Source organism: Acinetobacter vivianii (assembly GCF_014635885.1).
Taxonomy (GTDB): Bacteria; Pseudomonadota; Gammaproteobacteria; order Pseudomonadales; family Moraxellaceae; genus Acinetobacter; species Acinetobacter vivianii.
The window spans coordinates 426,665-442,436 of sequence record NZ_BMDR01000003.1 but is presented as its reverse complement, the minus strand read 5'-3'; the positions used below and the strand labels follow the sequence as shown (position 1 = coordinate 442,436).

Annotated in this window: 16 protein-coding genes; 9 read left to right on the top strand and 7 right to left on the bottom strand. The window is 40.2% G+C overall.

The features are described from left to right. Positions 1–29: 29 nt before the first annotated feature. From IEV36_RS08645 to IEV36_RS08625, 5 genes are all read left to right on the top strand, one after another. Positions 30–515 (top strand): ankyrin repeat domain-containing protein, encoded by a 486-nt coding sequence (locus tag IEV36_RS08645; RefSeq protein WP_005260253.1) that lies wholly within the window; start codon positions 30–32, stop codon positions 513–515. Between the two features lie 140 nt (positions 516–655). Next, a complete protein-coding gene (gene pncB / locus IEV36_RS08640) occupies positions 656–1,864 on the top strand; it encodes a nicotinate phosphoribosyltransferase (protein ID WP_005260250.1) in 1,209 nt (402 codons plus the stop codon). A gap of 351 nt (positions 1,865–2,215) precedes the next feature. Next, complete coding sequence (locus IEV36_RS08635) at positions 2,216–3,064, top strand: sulfurtransferase (protein WP_005260245.1); 849 nt, start codon at positions 2,216–2,218, stop codon at positions 3,062–3,064. Then, positions 3,061–3,912: an archaetidylserine decarboxylase gene (asd, locus tag IEV36_RS08630; RefSeq protein ID WP_005260244.1), complete on the top strand. Its 852-nt coding sequence runs from the start codon at positions 3,061–3,063 to the stop codon at positions 3,910–3,912. The genes IEV36_RS08635 and asd overlap by 4 nt, the downstream gene beginning before the upstream one ends. A 360-nt stretch (positions 3,913–4,272) precedes the next feature. After that, positions 4,273–5,172 carry a LysR family transcriptional regulator gene (locus IEV36_RS08625; protein WP_005260242.1) on the top strand — a complete coding sequence of 300 codons (900 nt, stop codon included), beginning with the start codon at positions 4,273–4,275 and terminating at the stop codon, positions 5,170–5,172. Here the strand turns inward: IEV36_RS08625 and IEV36_RS08620 are convergent. Beyond that, positions 5,146–5,754 carry a LysE family translocator gene (locus IEV36_RS08620; RefSeq protein WP_005260241.1) on the bottom strand — a complete coding sequence of 203 codons (609 nt, stop codon included), beginning with the start codon at positions 5,752–5,754 and terminating at the stop codon, positions 5,146–5,148. The two genes, IEV36_RS08625 and IEV36_RS08620, sit on opposite strands and share 27 nt — an antisense overlap. 203 nt (positions 5,755–5,957) lie before the next feature. Here IEV36_RS08620 and IEV36_RS08615 point away from each other — a divergent pair, with 203 nt between their 5' ends. After that, on the top strand, positions 5,958–6,767 hold the full coding sequence (locus tag IEV36_RS08615; protein ID WP_005260235.1) for a PhzF family phenazine biosynthesis protein: 810 nt from the start codon (positions 5,958–5,960) through the stop codon (positions 6,765–6,767). A gap of 221 nt (positions 6,768–6,988) precedes the next feature. On the opposite strand, the gene IEV36_RS08610 is transcribed toward IEV36_RS08615, so the two are convergent. Beyond that, positions 6,989–7,885 carry a LysR family transcriptional regulator gene (locus IEV36_RS08610; protein ID WP_005260234.1) on the bottom strand — a complete coding sequence of 299 codons (897 nt, stop codon included), beginning with the start codon at positions 7,883–7,885 and terminating at the stop codon, positions 6,989–6,991. 96 nt (positions 7,886–7,981) lie between these two features. Between IEV36_RS08610 and IEV36_RS18895 the strand changes: the two genes are divergently transcribed. After that, the gene (locus tag IEV36_RS18895; protein WP_005260226.1) at positions 7,982–8,107 is read left to right on the top strand and encodes a hypothetical protein; all 126 of its coding nucleotides are present in this window, start codon (positions 7,982–7,984) and stop codon (positions 8,105–8,107) included. A gap of 264 nt (positions 8,108–8,371) precedes the next feature. Here the strand turns inward: IEV36_RS18895 and IEV36_RS08605 are convergent, their stop codons facing one another. Further along, complete coding sequence (locus IEV36_RS08605; RefSeq protein ID WP_005260225.1) at positions 8,372–9,265, bottom strand: LysR family transcriptional regulator; 894 nt, start codon at positions 9,263–9,265, stop codon at positions 8,372–8,374. Between the two features lie 94 nt (positions 9,266–9,359). On the opposite strand from IEV36_RS08605, the gene IEV36_RS08600 reads away from it, so the two are divergent. Beyond that, complete coding sequence (locus tag IEV36_RS08600; RefSeq protein WP_004776331.1) at positions 9,360–9,812, top strand: PACE efflux transporter; 453 nt, start codon at positions 9,360–9,362, stop codon at positions 9,810–9,812. A gap of 65 nt (positions 9,813–9,877) precedes the next feature. Here the strand turns inward: IEV36_RS08600 and phoR are convergent, their stop codons facing one another. The 3 genes from phoR to IEV36_RS08585 form a co-directional block, all read right to left on the bottom strand. Beyond that, entirely contained in the window at positions 9,878–11,236 is a 1,359-nt protein-coding gene (gene phoR, locus IEV36_RS08595) for a phosphate regulon sensor histidine kinase PhoR (RefSeq protein WP_004776329.1), read from the bottom strand. 9 nt (positions 11,237–11,245) lie between these two features. Then, positions 11,246–11,956, bottom strand: a complete 711-nt coding sequence (phoB, locus tag IEV36_RS08590; protein ID WP_004776327.1) for a phosphate regulon transcriptional regulator PhoB — start codon at positions 11,954–11,956, stop codon at positions 11,246–11,248. Positions 11,957–12,207: 251 nt separating this feature from the next. Then, positions 12,208–12,885: a TetR/AcrR family transcriptional regulator gene (locus IEV36_RS08585; RefSeq protein ID WP_004776325.1), complete on the bottom strand. Its 678-nt coding sequence runs from the start codon at positions 12,883–12,885 to the stop codon at positions 12,208–12,210. 313 nt (positions 12,886–13,198) lie between these two features. Here IEV36_RS08585 and IEV36_RS08580 point away from each other — a divergent pair, with 313 nt between their 5' ends. Beyond that, positions 13,199–14,026 (top strand): SDR family NAD(P)-dependent oxidoreductase, encoded by an 828-nt coding sequence (locus tag IEV36_RS08580; RefSeq protein ID WP_004776323.1) that lies wholly within the window; start codon positions 13,199–13,201, stop codon positions 14,024–14,026. Positions 14,027–14,360: 334 nt separating this feature from the next. Here the strand turns inward: IEV36_RS08580 and IEV36_RS08575 are convergent, their stop codons facing one another. Continuing rightward, positions 14,361–15,728: an MATE family efflux transporter gene (locus IEV36_RS08575; RefSeq protein WP_004776321.1), complete on the bottom strand. Its 1,368-nt coding sequence runs from the start codon at positions 15,726–15,728 to the stop codon at positions 14,361–14,363. Positions 15,729–15,772 lie beyond the last annotated feature (44 nt).

Here is a 15,772-nt window from a genome sequence, read left to right as displayed (position 1 = left end):
CTCCTTGTTCAGATTTTTGAGGAATGCTCATGATCCATTTACGTTCGCTCTTGTTTGCTGCGTGTTTACTTTGCAGCAATGTGGGGACTTCTGTCTATGCCGCAGTGCCATCTTCACAGGACAATGGTTCAGCAGAAGTCATTGAGCTGTTTTTCTCTGCGGCTAAAGTGGGAAATATTGAAGTCCTGCAAGAGTATTTAAAGCATGGTTTTCCGATTGATATTCAGGATCAATCTGGCTATAGCGCTTTAATGATGGCAAGTTATTACGGTCAGAAAGATGCCGTCAAACTGTTGCTGCAACAAGGTGCCAATCGTTGTCTCCGAGACAAACGAGGGCATACCGCACTGATGGGTGCAATCGTGAAAGCCGAGTGGAGTATTGCCAAGCAGTTGCGTCAGGTGGATTGTGATGTCAATGCTGCCAAAACAGGTCAACTCACGGCAGAACAATTTGCGTTACAATTTGGTCAGCAACAACGTTTAAAAGAAATCCAGCCGTTACAAGAAAAATAGTATCTGGTTTAGCTAACACATTGAATTTAAAAAGCTGCCAATGGTTTATTTTCGTGAAAAATCATCCATTGCAATCGACAGACTCATTTCTGTGCAAAAGTGTGCTTTAATGCTTGAACGAGAATAGATCCTAGTCAGTCATGTCTACACCAATTATTCAATCTTTACTTGATACCGACTTATATAAATTCACCATGTTGCAGGTGGTGTTACATCAGTTTCCACAAACGCATAGTGTGTATCTATTCCGTTGTCGAAATCTCGAAGATACGGTTTATCCGCTCGTTGAAATTCTGGATGACTTGAATCAGCAGCTCGACTGGCTATGTGAATTGCGCTTTGCTGAAGATGAGCTTCAATATCTGCGCTCGTTACGCTTTATTAAAAGTGATTTTGTTGATTATCTGGAACTCTTTCAGTTAAAACGTCGTTTTATTCAAGCCAGTATTGATGAAGCGGGGCGTCTCGATATTCGTATTGAAGGGCCAATGGTTCAGGCCATGATGTTTGAGATCTTTGTCCTTGCGATTGTCAATGAACTATATTTCCGCCGTATCCGTAGTGATGAGGTTCTGGCAGAAGGTGAACGTCGTTTACAGCAAAAACTGGTGCAACTGCAACATTACGCACAAGAACAACAAGATCATGAACCTCCATTTTTAGTGTCTGACTTTGGGACACGCCGTCGCTATAGCTTTGAATGGCAAAAACATGTAGTGCAAGCATTTCATACTGCGGCACCAAAGGTATTTCGTGGTACCAGTAATGTGCTGTTGGCGAAACAATTAGGGATTAGCCCGATTGGAACCATGGCACATGAGTTCTTACAGGCTTTTCAGGCGCTTGATGTACGTTTGCGTAATTTCCAGAAAGCGGCTTTAGAAGCTTGGGTACAAGAATATCGGGGTGACCTTGGGATTGCCTTGACTGATGTAGTCGGCATGGATGCATTCTTACGCGATTTTGATTTGTATTTTGCCAAGCTGTTTGATGGTTTACGTCATGACAGTGGTGATCCGTATGAGTGGGGCGATAAGGCGGCTGAGCATTATCGTAAGCTCAAGATTGATACCAAAACCAAGATGTTGACCTTTAGTGATGGGCTGAATCTGGAAAAAGCATGGTTATTGCATCAATATTTTAAAGACCGTTTTCAGGTGAGCTTTGGTATTGGCACCAATTTGACCAATGATATGGGGCAGAAGCCTTTGAATATTGTGTTGAAGCTGGTGGAGTGTAATCGTCAGTCGGTGGCGAAGATTTCGGATAGCCCAGGAAAAACGATGACTGATAATGATACGTTCTTGGCGTATTTGCGTCAGGTGTTTGAGATTGAGGACGTTGAGTAGAGGCATTGAGGTGTCTTACCTAATTATCATCAATTTTCAGGATAGACCTTCGGTGAGTTACTTTGGTTTTGCCCAAAGTAACCAAAGGCATTTGTTGAACTGACGGCACATCCTTGATGCCGCAGTTCAACGGGCGGCATCCATGCCGCCTTAGCACCATTAAATTTTTTCACAGTAAAGTAATATAGCCTAACTTCCGCGATGATCAGCAAATTCTTAATTTTTGACTCATCCTAGTTTAGCTTTATGCTATATCTCCTTTTCTGCTAAATGAATGCAAAAAATCAGACAAAGATAAAAAGTCGGCTATGCTAAAATTACGCATAAGGCGGATGACAAAACAGCATAACAATGACTGATGTAGATTTTAAACTTGATTTACTGATTGAACCTGAACAACTCGTGCCCTATTTAGGACACGAACGAATTCGTATTGTCGATTTAAGCCGGACATCGGTTTATGAACAACTGCATATTCCCCATGCGATTCATTTACAACCGAAATATCTGGTTGCACAACAAGAACAAGCCAATGGCGTGTTACCTGATTTAGAAGGTTTACAAGCTTTAATTGAGAAGCTAAATATTTCACCGCAACATCATGTGGTGGTGTATGACGATGAAGGTGGTGCTTGGGCTGGGCGATTAATCTGGAATTTACATTGTCTGGGTTTTCATCATACCAGTCTGATTAATGGCGGGATTCATGGCTGGTTGGGCGCTGCATTGCCGACGACGGCTGAAGTCGATCCAGTGAAACCTGTTGTGGATCTGTTGCAGATTGATTTAGACACCGTTCAGCAATATCGGGTTGAATATCAGGAATTGTTAAAGCAAGTCGAAGAACAGAATATTCAACTGTGGGACTGTCGCAGTAATGATGAATATACAGGCCTACGTTTAGCTGCGCGACGCGGCGGTCACATCCCAAATGCGTTACATTTTGAGTGGAGTACTGCCCTTAATCGTGAAAATCATCTAAAATTACACCCGCTTGAACGCACACAACAACGTTTAGAACAATTAGGCTTTAATTTACAACAACCTGTGGTGGTGTACTGTCAGTCTCACCATCGTTCGGGCTTGGCGTATATTCTGGCAAGATTGCTGAACTGGCAAGTTAAAGCCTATGATGGTGCGTGGAGCGAATGGGGCAATCGCCTCGATAGTCCTATTATTTCAGGAGAGTCACCGTTGTGAGTTTTGCAGCAGATTTAAAAAAACAATTATTTATCAAAGCACAAAATCTTGTGCCGCAACATCAACTCAGCCGTGTGATTGGCAAGGTTGCCGCAAGTGAAAATCTCTTGGTAAAAACTGCTGTTATTCAGGCGTTTAAAGCAAAATACGGGATTGACATGAGTATTGCTGAACAAAGCAATGCGCAACATTATAAATCTTTTAATGAATTTTTTACCCGTGCACTCAAAGAAGGTATACGCGGTATTGATGAACAAGCGGATAGTATTGTTTGTCCTGCCGATGGTGCAATTTCACAGCTTGGTAAAATTGAAGCGGGTGATATTTTTCAGGCCAAAGGCCAAAGTTTTTCAGTGGAAAAATTGATTGGTGATCCGCAGTTGGCGAAGCCTTTCCACGAAGGACAATTTGCTACGGTTTATTTGTCACCTAAAGACTATCACCGTGTGCATATGCCTTTGGCGGGTACATTGACCGAAACTTTATATATTCCAGGTGAATTATTCTCGGTCAACCAAGTGACTGCTGAGAATGTACCGGGCTTGTTTGCGCGTAATGAGCGTATGGTGTGTTTATTTGATACTGAACTCGGTCGTATGGCGGTGGTTCTAGTTGGTGCAATGATTGTGGCTGGTATTGAAACTGTTGCTACAGGCAAAGTAAAACCTTCTGGCAAAGTTGAATTGCAGCATCATCAAATGAAATTGGATAAAGGCGCGGAATTAGGTCGCTTCTATCTTGGCTCAACCGCTGTGGTTTTATTTGAAAAAGATAAAATGGTATGGGAAGAGCAATTTAAAGCCAATTCGACAGTGGTGATGGGTGAGCGTTTAGGTCATTCGGTTTAATTTAGATGTGATTTTTAAAAAAAGCTCCAAAATTGGGGCTTTTTATTTATAGACGAAATCTTATATATTTGTTTAGCTCAAAATATTTTTAGATAATTTAAGATAAAGGTAGATAATAATGAAATTTTTAATACCACAATTTTCTTTTTTTGAATTTATCGGGATTTTAACTTTTGGAACAATAGTCAGTAATTACTTTTTAGATCGACCACTGATCAATATAACTATTTTTATGATTTATTGTGTTTTTGCTGGGGCATTATCAAGTTTAAATTTTTATCTACGTTATAAAAGCAATGTGGTAATTTCCGATTAACTTCGATCCTTGTTTATGAATTTCTCTTTTATAGATCAAAAAATATGATTGAAGATATAAGATATTTAATTATTTTTGCGAAAATTGCTGAGTTTGGATCAATTTCTAAAGGCGCCAAAGCCTTAGGATTATCTGTTGCGACTGTGAGTTTACATCTAACAAAACTAGAAAAAAATTTAGAGTGTGCTTTATTTTATAGAAATACAAGGAAAATGACCTTAACACATGATGGTCAGAAGCTTCTAGATACGGCTCAGGCCATGTTAGTAACATATGAATCAGGAATTTTAGATTTTAAGCAACGTTCTATTATTAAAAAAACACAGCTTCATATCTCGATTCCTGCAGTCTTTATTCATGGAGAGTTTATGCAATGTATCACGGCATTCTGTGATCAATATAAAGATCTTACTTTACATATCACCTGCAATGATAGCCGGACAGATCTTATTGCTGATAATGTTGATATTGCTTTTCGAATTGGTGAATTACCGGATAGCTCATTTAAAGCGAAATATCTATTTCCTTTAGCTCGCAGTATTGTTGCAAGCCCTGATTTTTTAAAACGATATCCAAGTATTAATCATCCTAAAGATTTGATGAATATGAAGTGGATAGGGTTGAGCATGAGAAAAAATAATAGAATTTTAAGGAATGTAGATACTCAAGAAGAAATAGCAATTTCATATCAGCCCAATATTTACGTAAATAATGTTGAGGCTTCCTATCAATTGGTAAAATTGAATGCAGGATTGGCTGCACCACCTGATTACTTGACTCAGTCAGACATTGACCAACAGAAAGTTGTACAAGTTTTACCAGCGTGGAAGCTTGAACCTTTAAGTGTCTATGCGGTTTGGCCCGCCAATATTCCGATGAATGGAATTGCCCATGCTTTAATTGAAAAAATATATGAATCATTTAATCCAAAATATCTTAAGTAACATATGAATTGCAAAAAGGATGAGAGATCCACCCATTAAAAAATTTAAAGTTTTGATATTGGAGGTGTTAGTGAATATTTTTGATAATTTGTGGCCAGAAATTCCCCACAAAATTAAAGAAATATAGCAAATAACGAAATAAATAAGAATAAATAGAATGAGGGGGAAATAACTGATTGGTGAGGAAAATAAAGATATACCAGAAAGGCACGCAATCCAGGCTTTAGGATTGAGCCACTGTAATAGAAATCCATCTGTAAAACTGGCAACAGAGATATTTTTTACAACTTCAATCTCTGGTTTAGAAAACATAATTTTCTGACCAATATAAAAAATAAATAAAGCACCTGTACATTCTAGTATTTTGAAAAAAATAGGATGATGACTAATCGTTTGACTAAAACCAAAGCCTAAAATTATCAATAGTAAGGTAAAGCCGAGCGTTGCGCCTGAGATAAAGGGGAGCGTTTTCTTAAAACCGTGAATTAAGCTGGTTGAAAGAATTGTAATATTAATTGGCCCAGGTGAAATGGACATACTTAACGAAAAGATAAACATACTGACAAGAATCGAAAATTGCATTTTAGCTTTCTTTTTAATCAAATCTTGAACGGAGATGATACAGCGATGAGAAAATAAGATTAGCCAGTTTTTATCTAAAGCAGATTTTGATTTTTTATAGCTTTAAATCCAAAAATCTTAAATGAGCAATTTTTGCATATCAAAAAATACGTTATTACTCGTAATAAAGAGTATCTTATTGGAAAAATTTATAGTTGTTTAGAATGAAAATTTATCAAGTTGATGCATTTAGTGATCAGTTGTTTAAAGGAAATCCTGCTGCGGTTGTTCTTTTGGAAGAGTGGCTGGATGAATGTTTAATGCAGAATATAGCATTAGAAAATAATTTATCTGAGACCAGTTTTGCTAGGAAAATTGATGATCAAAACTATGAAATTAAATGGTTTTCACCGATACAAGAAGTGCAGTTTTGTGGTTATGGCACTTTAGCAACCAGTTTTATTATTTTTAAAAATCAACCTGAAATTGAATCGTTGGTATTTCATGTGGCGAACTTGGGTGAGTTTTTCATCACTCGTGGTGCAAATGGCAGGATCAAAATGAACTTTCCTGTACAGATCCCAAGTCGAATGGAACAGATTCCTCAAGCATTAAAAGAGAGCTTGTCCCAAGACATTGCCGAGGTATATATCAATCCACAGGCTTATATCGTGATCTATCAAAATACAGAGGCTGTTTTAAATGAATACCCTAATTTTGATTTAATCAAAACTCTGGGTGGGCGACGTGTTGCAATTACTGCTTTAAATGATGCCACAGAGGGAAAAATGAGTGGGTTTGATATCGTTTCCCGTTATTTCACGCCTTCTATGGGAATAGATGAGGATCCTGTAACAGGTTCGTTGCATACCTCGTTAATACCACTTTGGCAGTCGCGACTTAAAAAGGAAGATATTATTGCCTATCAAGCATCAAAACGAGGTGGAGTACTGTATTGCAAGTTACTTGAGAATGACCGCATAGAGATCGCGGGAGAGTGTCACTTATATCTAGAAGGTGAAATTTTCATTTAATGAATAACATAAAAACCATGTAAGCTTTTGCTTACATCCACTAACGGCAATGTCCCATTTTCAACCTAAACCAAATTACCTAATATGAACTCATCAGGAACAGGAAGTTCCAAAACATAAAACAAGAATGATAAGTTTGAGCATCAGGACGTGAGGTACGACAGGAGTTGCACCTAGTAACGAAATACGAAAAAGCCCGACAGGATGTCGGGCTTTTTTATTTATTGTGAACTGTAATAAGCATGGACCGCATCAGCACAGCTATTCACGATCAGATCATTGTCCTTTCTCCAAATCAGTTTTACCTCACTCAACGTATTTTCATCTTGAATTGGGATAAGCCTGACATTACTTGGCAGGATCACTTTAAATTCTTCAGGCACGATACAAATTCCAAAGCCATTAGCAACCAGCTCAAGTTGAGATCTTTTTCTTGAATAGATTCTGCTTCGTTTTGGCGTAAATCCATTGACCAGACATAAATTGGCAGCCAGATAACTTAAGCCCCCACGCGCTTTATGGGGCACAGAAACAAAATCTAATGACGCTAATTCCCGTATCGAAATCCGTTCTTTTTCACCTAAAAATGGATCTGCAATATGGGCAGCGACATACAATGGTGCGGTATATAAACTGATGGCATTCACGTCATTCAGGTTGTGGTAAATCGGTGGGCGGATAAAACCCAGATCAATTGTGCCATTCAATAAATATTCGAGTTGTAACTCGGATGATAAGGTATTCATCTCAATATCAATGTTATGGGTATCACAGAGCTGCTTGAAGATTTCGAGTTTGTTTTGATCAAGTACAATACTGCTGGAATGGGCAATCTTAATAATCCGACCTTCACCCCGACTAATACTTTGGGCGCTAACAATTGAACTTTTTAAATGATCAATATTAGTTTTTAAACTTTTATACAGTGCTTCTCCCGCAGTGGTCAGTTTAATTTTTTTCTCGGACCGATCAAAAATTTCAAAGCCTAGTTCTTCTTCTAAATTTTTAATTTGCCTGCTTAGGGCGGATTGGGCAATAAACAGCTTTTCTGAGGCGGCAATAAAACCGCCCGTTTCTACAATCGTGATTAGGTAATTAAATTGTTTTAATGTCCACATATCTCAAAATTAGATCAGTGCTGGTTTTTTCTATATTAGATGAGATGGGAAAAATCTTATACCTTTTTCATAGATGCTTGAATGAGGTAGCAAATAATGGGAATGAAAAAGCAGATTTTGACCTTAGTTGCCTTTGTGATGATTTGTCTATTGGCGCAGAGTTATGACAGCTATATGGGGGTGCAGGTGATATCGCAGCAGGCTGATTTGGCAGGAGATTAGAGAAGTGCTCGCATTATCTTTTATATTATGTCTAATTGGAAAAATGAGATGAGAGCATGCTGATGTACGTTTTTGCTTACACTGATTAGAGGAAATGTCCCATTTTCAACCTAGGTTGAATTGCCTAATATGAACACATCAGGAACAGGAAGTTCCAGAACATAAAACAAAAATGATAAGTTCAGGCATCAGGATGTGAGGTATGACAGGAGTTGTATCTAATGAAAGGAATACGAAAAAGCCCGACAGGATGTCGGGCTTTTTTTATTCAATATTGATTTCTTTTGTCCAGAGTTCGATGAGCATCTGAGTTGTTTGACTTAAAGGTTTGTGGCTCGGCCAGATTGCATGAATCGGCATATCCAGTCGATTTGTGGTGTCACGAAATTCGAGTCGAATCAAACTGCCTTTCGCAAAATGCTCTTGCACGATCGAGAGCGGAAAATTTCCCCATCCGAAGCCTTGTTCCACCATATTAATCGCCATAAATAAACTATCGGTATACCAGCAGGAATCAGAAACCAGAACGCGACTATCTGGAAGGGGATAGTGTTTGCTTGCCACAATAATCTGTCTGAGTTCAGAGAGCATGGTGAGTTCATTTTTATTATTGTCCTTGAGCTGTTGTGCCTCTTTCGGGGAAACCGCCGCGACAAATTTTTCAGTTCCGAGCAGTCGGAATCGTTCATTCAGGTCGAGTTCAGATGAGCTATAGGCAATATAAAGATCAATTTCATTTTGATGTAAACGTGCTTTTAATTCTTGTTGTGGCGCACTGACCATTTCAATATCCAGAAGTGGATAACGCTGCATCAGACGCTCAATACCAGCCAAGAGCAGCTTCTGGTTGATGTCCGCAGCGATCCCAATCGCAATACGGGTTTCCAGTCCTGTTGAAAGTTCAGTTAAATGCATTTCCAGCTGGCGCAATTTAGTCACAATCAATCGGGCATGGGGTTCGATGGACAGAGCAATTTCAGTGGGAGCAAGATGGTTTTTACTGCGTTCAAATAATTTTAAATTTAATTCTGCCTCTAAATTGGCAATCGCCATACTGACTGCGGAAGGAACCCGATTGAGCGCTCGGGCAGCCGCCGAAAAATTACCACGATCAATAATTTCAAGAATCAGTTCAAGTTGTTCACTGGTCAATTTCATTTTAATTCACTTGTCAGCTGTACTGATAACGATTGACTTTTTTTATCAAAATTAAAGCGTAAAATCCACTCATTATTTATTTCAAGGTGTTGTAATGCAAGGAACCAAGAGAAGAGTCACATACGTCTTTTTCTATGAAGTTTTTAGCTTTTTTATCTGTGCAATGGTGCTGGCAGTACTTTCAGGTACGACCATTAGCCATACAGGGCCTTTGTCGATTTTAATTGCAGTCATTGCTGTAACCGTGAACTTTTTTTATAACTACGTGTTTGAGATGTGGGAAAAAACTCAAACATCGAAAAAGCGTACTGTGTTGAGACGTGTTGCGCATGCGATTGGATTCCAGATTGTGCTGGTTATGATTTTGATTCCATTGATCGCATGGTGGATGCAAATCAGTTTAGTCAAAGCATTCTTGCTGGACTTCAGTTTGATGGTGCTGATCCCATGTTATACCTTTGTTTATAATTACTTTTTTGACCATATCTTCGGCTTGCCAAGTCATTTGGTCGAGTCGACAGAGCTTAATGCGAAAGCAAGTAGTTGATTGGAATGATCCAGAATTTAAAAAGCCGATCGAGAAGGATCGGCTTTTTTATTGAAGTTAAACTTTTACAGCATTCGATAAAGACGTTCTTTGGGGAAGATCGCAGTAAAGGTTGAGCCTTCATTTTCTTTAGAGGTGATTTCTAGATGTGCGCCATGTTGCATGAGTACATGTTTTACAATGGCAAGTCCTAAACCTGTACCACCAGTTTGACGGCTACGCGCGCTATCGACACGATAGAAGCGTTCAGTCAAGCGTGGTAAATGTTTTGGATCAATCCCGATGCCGTTGTCCTGTACCGTAAAGGAGGCATGGTCACCTGCTTCATGCCAACCAATGGTAATGATGCCACCAGGCGGCGTATATTTAATTGCATTGGTAATTAAATTACTGAAAGCACTGGCAATTTCAATATCCGAGCCAATCAGGTCACAATGGCTATCAATATCCAGATTTAAAGTATGACCATAATCAAGATTGTAAGCACGCGCATCATCAAAAATCTGGTTCATCAGATTTGCCATATCAATAATCTGATTTTTTGCGACTTTCTTATTATTTTCTAAATTCGATAACAACAATAAATCATTGACCAAGGCATTCATACGTTTGGTTTGGGACTGCATTTGCGTAAAAGCACGTTTCCAGCGTGGCGTAATGTCATCTTGATCGGTAAAGGTTTCGATATAACCACTGAGTACAGTCAGCGGCGTACGCAATTCATGTGAAATATTATCGACAAAGTCTTTACGCATTTGTTCCAGATTATGGACGCGCGTGGTGTCATGTGCGACCAATAAACGACTTTCTCCCCCAAAACGGGTGAGTTTGACGTGCACATAACGCTCTTCTTCCATCTGCGCTTGCAGACGAATCCCATCAGGGGATTGATCCGGGTTGTTAAAATATTCAATGAAACTTGGCTGACGTAAAATCGACAATAAGTTACGTCCGCGGTCGAGAGGACTAATACCCAATAACTTTTCGGCTGCGGGGTTCCACCATTCGATTTGATGTTGGTCATCAATCAGAACCACGGCTTCTGCCAGAGCAACCAGAGAAGACTGGGCACGGTCAATGAGACCGACCATTTCCGCTTGAACGATGCGTTCCTGACGTTGTGCACGATAAACATTGAACAGTAATGCACCCCAGATCCCGTTTAAGTTGGGCGGGACATCATAGGGGCGGTTTGAAATCCATTCATTGACCAGATAAAGCGAGCGGAGCTGCAGGGCGAAAAACACCACAAAAGCAATAAAAATACAGCTCCAAAAGTATCCAACCCCAAATCCAATTAAGCTTGCAATCAATAAGAAAAAAAGTAACAGTCTTAAATCTTGTTTTGCAAACGTCCATAAACTGCTGTAGCGAAAACGCTGGTGTTCACGTGCCAGTTCAGGGACGGGATAAGGTTCATACATAAAAGATTTTTAACCTACTGCTAAATCAGCTCGTGTCGAGAAGCGATAACCTGTGCCACGAACCGTTTGGACAAAGCGGTCGACACCAAAAGGCTCTAACACTTTGCGTAAACGACGGATGTGCACGTCAATGGTACGGTCTTCGATATAGACATTGCCACCCCACACCTGATCAAGTAACTGGGCGCGCGTATAAGCACGTTCAGGGTGAGTCATAAAGAAGGCCAATAAACGATATTCTGTTGGACCCATATCTAAAATACTATTGCCAAAGCTAACACGCTGACTGACAGGATCCAGCAATAAGCCATTGGCATCAATCACTTTTTCACCGCTCAGTGCGTTGGCACGACGTAATACCGCCTTGATACGGGAAACCAGTTCACGTGTCGAGAAGGGTTTGGTCATGTAATCATCTGCACCTGCGTCAAGACCTTGAACTTTATGGTCTTCTTCACCGCGTGCAGTGAGCATGATTACAGGAATTTCAGACAGGTTCTCGTCGCGTTTAAGGCGACGGCATAAGTCTACACCACTCACACCACCTGGTAACATCCAGTCCAGCAAGATAAGTGCAGGACGCTGATCAACAATAATCTGATGCGCTTGTTTGGCGTCCTCTGCTTGTAAACATTGGAAGCCTGCCATATCCAAAGAGGTATGGATCATTTCGCGGATCGGTAACTCATCATCGACAATTAAAATATAGTCATCTTTCACAGCGCAATACCCTTAAATTCCGTAACGGTTTAACCGTTTTGTTGTTATGACAGGCTTATTACAAAGATTAATTATGACAATATCATTGCAAAAGAGGGAATAAAGTCGAATTTAGCAATAAATTGTGACAATTGTGGGGCAGCGCAATGACCAAATGATGACAGCTTACCTAGCCATAAAGCAAATAAATTCATTGAGTTAATCAATTTGTCATGGAACTACTTTTCATGTCACAAAACTGTAAAACGATTTTAATTTTTTTGAGATGTTGTTTCGATAAAGGACAAAAAGACAGCACAACAAGCTGAAAGCACATCTGCAAGCGGCTGTTTAAAGCCTTCTGAGACCCATCGAATAATAATATGGGTCACATAACCATTTAAGCCTGTTGCCATTAAAGACACTTCTTCAGTGCTTTGTGGCGCATTGGGCATGGTAATCATCACAAAGCCTTGAATAATACGATCAAACTGGGTCAAGGTTTCCTGAATCGTGGCTTGATTATGCAGGTCCTGAACCAGCATGGCATCGATATAAATAATCCGTGCCATACGCGGATCATCTTTAATCGCATTCAGGAGTGCTGATAAACCTGCATTTACCATGTTTTTAGGTTCAGGCGCTGCCATGAGTACAGCCTGAGTCAGACAGGTTTGCATTTTTTCGATCATTTTCAGAAACACAGTCTGGAACAGATCTTCACTTTTCTTAAATGATTCATAAAAGTAGCGTTCAGTCAGCTTGGCTTCATTGCAGACATCTTTAACGGTCACCGAGAAAAAGCCATGTGTACCGTAAGTCGCAATACCCGCTTCAATCAGTTTTTCACGACGTGCTTCTTTGCGTTCAGTTAAAGAGAGACCCTTGAATTGTCGCTCTTTCACTGCTGTCTTTTTTTTCTTGTCTGTCGCTTGCTCTTGAGTTGCCATTGAAAAACCGTTCCCTAAAATTCTCTAAATCGTCTATCTCGTGCTTTTTTACATAGCTACTATGTGCTGTTGATCTAGCATAACTAAATTTTGAAAATATGCATTGTCTCTTTTAAACATCTTCGATCAAGAATGTAAATAGGCCTATTATGACATGTTAGGTGTCGGTTATTGCCATTTGTCTTAAAGCTTGAGTGTACTATATTGACAACCTGTATTGTCAAAATTATATTGGTTACAGGTTAAACAGCACATGACAACGCATGATTGGGGCGAATATTGTGCATATCATTCGCAACACAAAGGATAGGCAATGAAAAATTTTAAAAATAAAGTCGCAGCGATCACGGGTGCTGGTTCTGGGATTGGACAACAACTGGCGATCTTGTTAGCGAAACAAGGCTGTCATTTATCGTTAAGTGATATCAATGAAAAAGGTTTGGCACAAACCGTTGAATTATTGAAGCAATACCCTGTAACAGTGACGACGAAAGTACTTGATGTGTCAAACCGTGATGCGGTGAAACAGTGGGCGCAAGAGACGGTACAGGATCATGGTTCGGTTAATATGATCTTCAATAACGCAGGTGTAGCACTTGGCTCAACCGTGGAAGGTGCAAGCTATGAAGATTTGGAGTGGATCGTAGGCATCAACTTCTGGGGCGTGGTGTATGGCACCAAAGAATTCCTGCCATTTATCAAACAAACTAAAGATGGTCATATCATCAATATTTCAAGTATCTTTGGTTTAACCTCGCAGCCAACTCAATCTGCATATAACGCAACCAAATTTGCAGTACGTGGTTTCACTGAATCATTACGTCAGGAGTTGGATATTGAGAAGGGCGGTGTCAGCTCTCTCTGTGTACACCCAGGCGGGATTCGTACCAATATTGCCAAAGCAGCGAAAATGAATGACAGCTTGAAGAGTTTGGGGATGGATCCGAGCAAATCAATCAAGCAATTTGATAAGTTCCTGCGTACGCCACCAGAAGAAGCTGCACGTCAAATTCTAAATGCAGTGCAGAAGGATAAACGCCGTCTGCTAATTGGTACAGATGCGCGTATTGTGGATTCTTTCCAGCGTTTATTCCCAACGGGTTATCAACGTATTGCCGCCTTTGCAACCAAGATGATGTAAGTCATTACAGCATAAAAAAGCCATTCTCTGTGAATGGCTTTTTTATTTGTGTCAGAACAAGCAGATATTAAACAATCTGAGTTCGGTTTGACTACCCTCTAAGCTATTGAAAATAATTAGCTTGGTGGAATCTTACCATGTTCTCACCCAATTTTAGGATCAGCCTGCGGCTCGCCCTACTTTTGTTTTGGCAAAAGTAGGCAAAACCATGGCCATCTACAAAACCTGTTCTATTCGTGGATTTATTAAAATATATCGCAAAAACATTACCTTGTTTACACCAAGCAGGTTGTAGATGACGTTTCCAAGTACCATATTCAGCCTCGAACTCAGGTTAAATAAGGACTTTGATTTTTGATTTCTTCCAGAAGAATTGATAATAAAAACCTTGGAAGATGCACAGACTCACGAAGGACAGCGCATAGGCAATCCAGATACCCGTTAAGCCCCACAATGAACTAAACCAATAGGCACACGGTACTTCGATCAGGATAATGGTAAAAATATTGATCAGCATCGGGATATTGACTGTACCGCTGGCACGCATGATCGAGGCAAAAATTGCACTGGCACCAAAAAATAAAATTGACCACAACACAATAAAGAGCAGTTGTTGTCCCAATACAATTACGCTGTGATCGGTAATAAACAGCGCCATTAAATATTTTGAGAATAAATAGGCCAGAACAATCAATGTTCCCGTAAACAAGAAATTCATACCCAAAGCGGTACGGGTCACTTTGGCCAATAAATCAGGTTTACCTGCACCAATCGCTTGAGCCGCAAAAATCGAGGCAGCAATTGAAATCGACAAGGCTGGAAATTGAATATAGTTCAGCACCTGATTCACGGCACCATAGGCAGCGGTGGCGTGCGCGCCGTAATGGTTAATGAGACCAATAATCACCAGTCCCGCCAGTGACGTCGTGACCATCTGAATGCCTGTTGGAATGCCAAGTTTTAGAATTAATTTACTGAGCTCGGCATCGTGGCGGATATGTTGCAACAATTGGCGATCTATCTTTAATGGATGATTTTTATGGTTCAGATAAACGGCTAAAAAAATCAGCACAAAGGCATAGCCCATAATGGTCGCAATCGCAGGCGCGACAATTCCCAATGCAGGGAAACCAAAATAACCTTTCAGTAAAACTGGCGTTACGGCTAGACCAATTAGGCTGGTCAGACTTAAGGCAATCAGAGGCGTGACGCTATCACCGACACCGCGAAGAATCGAGGTATAAATAATATAAACAAACAACAGCGGACTACCGACCAGCATCCATTGCACATAAGGCAAGGAGAGGTGCATTACCTTTGGATCTGTACCCAATAATTCCAGAATATGCTTGGCAAATACTAGACCGAGCACCGCGATAATGCATCCGCCAATCATGGTCATAAATAAGGTCGAACCTATTACACAGCGGACTTTTTCAAGGTTTTGTGCGCCCCAGGCTTGTCCCACCAGTACGGTTGTCCCAGCAGAAATACCAATCACGAAGGCAAGCAAAAAGAACAGGATCGGAAAGAACACGGAAACAGCCGCAATCGCATCTACGCCCATCATCTGACCGACAAAGATGGTATTAATCGTTCCCGACAGGTTTTGTAAAATATTGGTGGCAATCAAAGGCACCAGAAACACAAAAAATGTTTTCCAGAGATTCGGTTGCATCACCAGAGGTTGACGTGGAGTCATTCAGTTTCCTTCACCCTTCATCCTGAAGCGTATCTATTTTTTTC

Coding starts and splice junctions, on each gene's coding strand:
- phoR (WP_004776329.1), bottom strand. CDS start 11,236: ATGTATGAACCTTATCCCGTCCCTGAACTGGCACGTGAACACCAGCGT.
- IEV36_RS08610 (WP_005260234.1), bottom strand. CDS start 7,885: ATGTGGACATTAAAACAATTTAATTACCTAATCACGATTGTAGAAACG.
- IEV36_RS08580 (WP_004776323.1), top strand. CDS start 13,199: ATGAAAAATTTTAAAAATAAAGTCGCAGCGATCACGGGTGCTGGTTCT.
- IEV36_RS08600 (WP_004776331.1), top strand. CDS start 9,360: ATGCAAGGAACCAAGAGAAGAGTCACATACGTCTTTTTCTATGAAGTT.
- IEV36_RS08645 (WP_005260253.1), top strand. CDS start 30: ATGATCCATTTACGTTCGCTCTTGTTTGCTGCGTGTTTACTTTGCAGC.
- IEV36_RS08615 (WP_005260235.1), top strand. CDS start 5,958: ATGAAAATTTATCAAGTTGATGCATTTAGTGATCAGTTGTTTAAAGGA.
- pncB (WP_005260250.1), top strand. CDS start 656: ATGTCTACACCAATTATTCAATCTTTACTTGATACCGACTTATATAAA.
- IEV36_RS08575 (WP_004776321.1), bottom strand. CDS start 15,728: ATGACTCCACGTCAACCTCTGGTGATGCAACCGAATCTCTGGAAAACA.
- IEV36_RS08620 (WP_005260241.1), bottom strand. CDS start 5,754: ATGCAATTTTCGATTCTTGTCAGTATGTTTATCTTTTCGTTAAGTATG.
- IEV36_RS18895 (WP_005260226.1), top strand. CDS start 7,982: ATGGGAATGAAAAAGCAGATTTTGACCTTAGTTGCCTTTGTGATGATT.
- IEV36_RS08585 (WP_004776325.1), bottom strand. CDS start 12,885: ATGGCAACTCAAGAGCAAGCGACAGACAAGAAAAAAAAGACAGCAGTG.
- IEV36_RS08605 (WP_005260225.1), bottom strand. CDS start 9,265: ATGAAATTGACCAGTGAACAACTTGAACTGATTCTTGAAATTATTGAT.
- IEV36_RS08625 (WP_005260242.1), top strand. CDS start 4,273: ATGATTGAAGATATAAGATATTTAATTATTTTTGCGAAAATTGCTGAG.
- IEV36_RS08635 (WP_005260245.1), top strand. CDS start 2,216: ATGACTGATGTAGATTTTAAACTTGATTTACTGATTGAACCTGAACAA.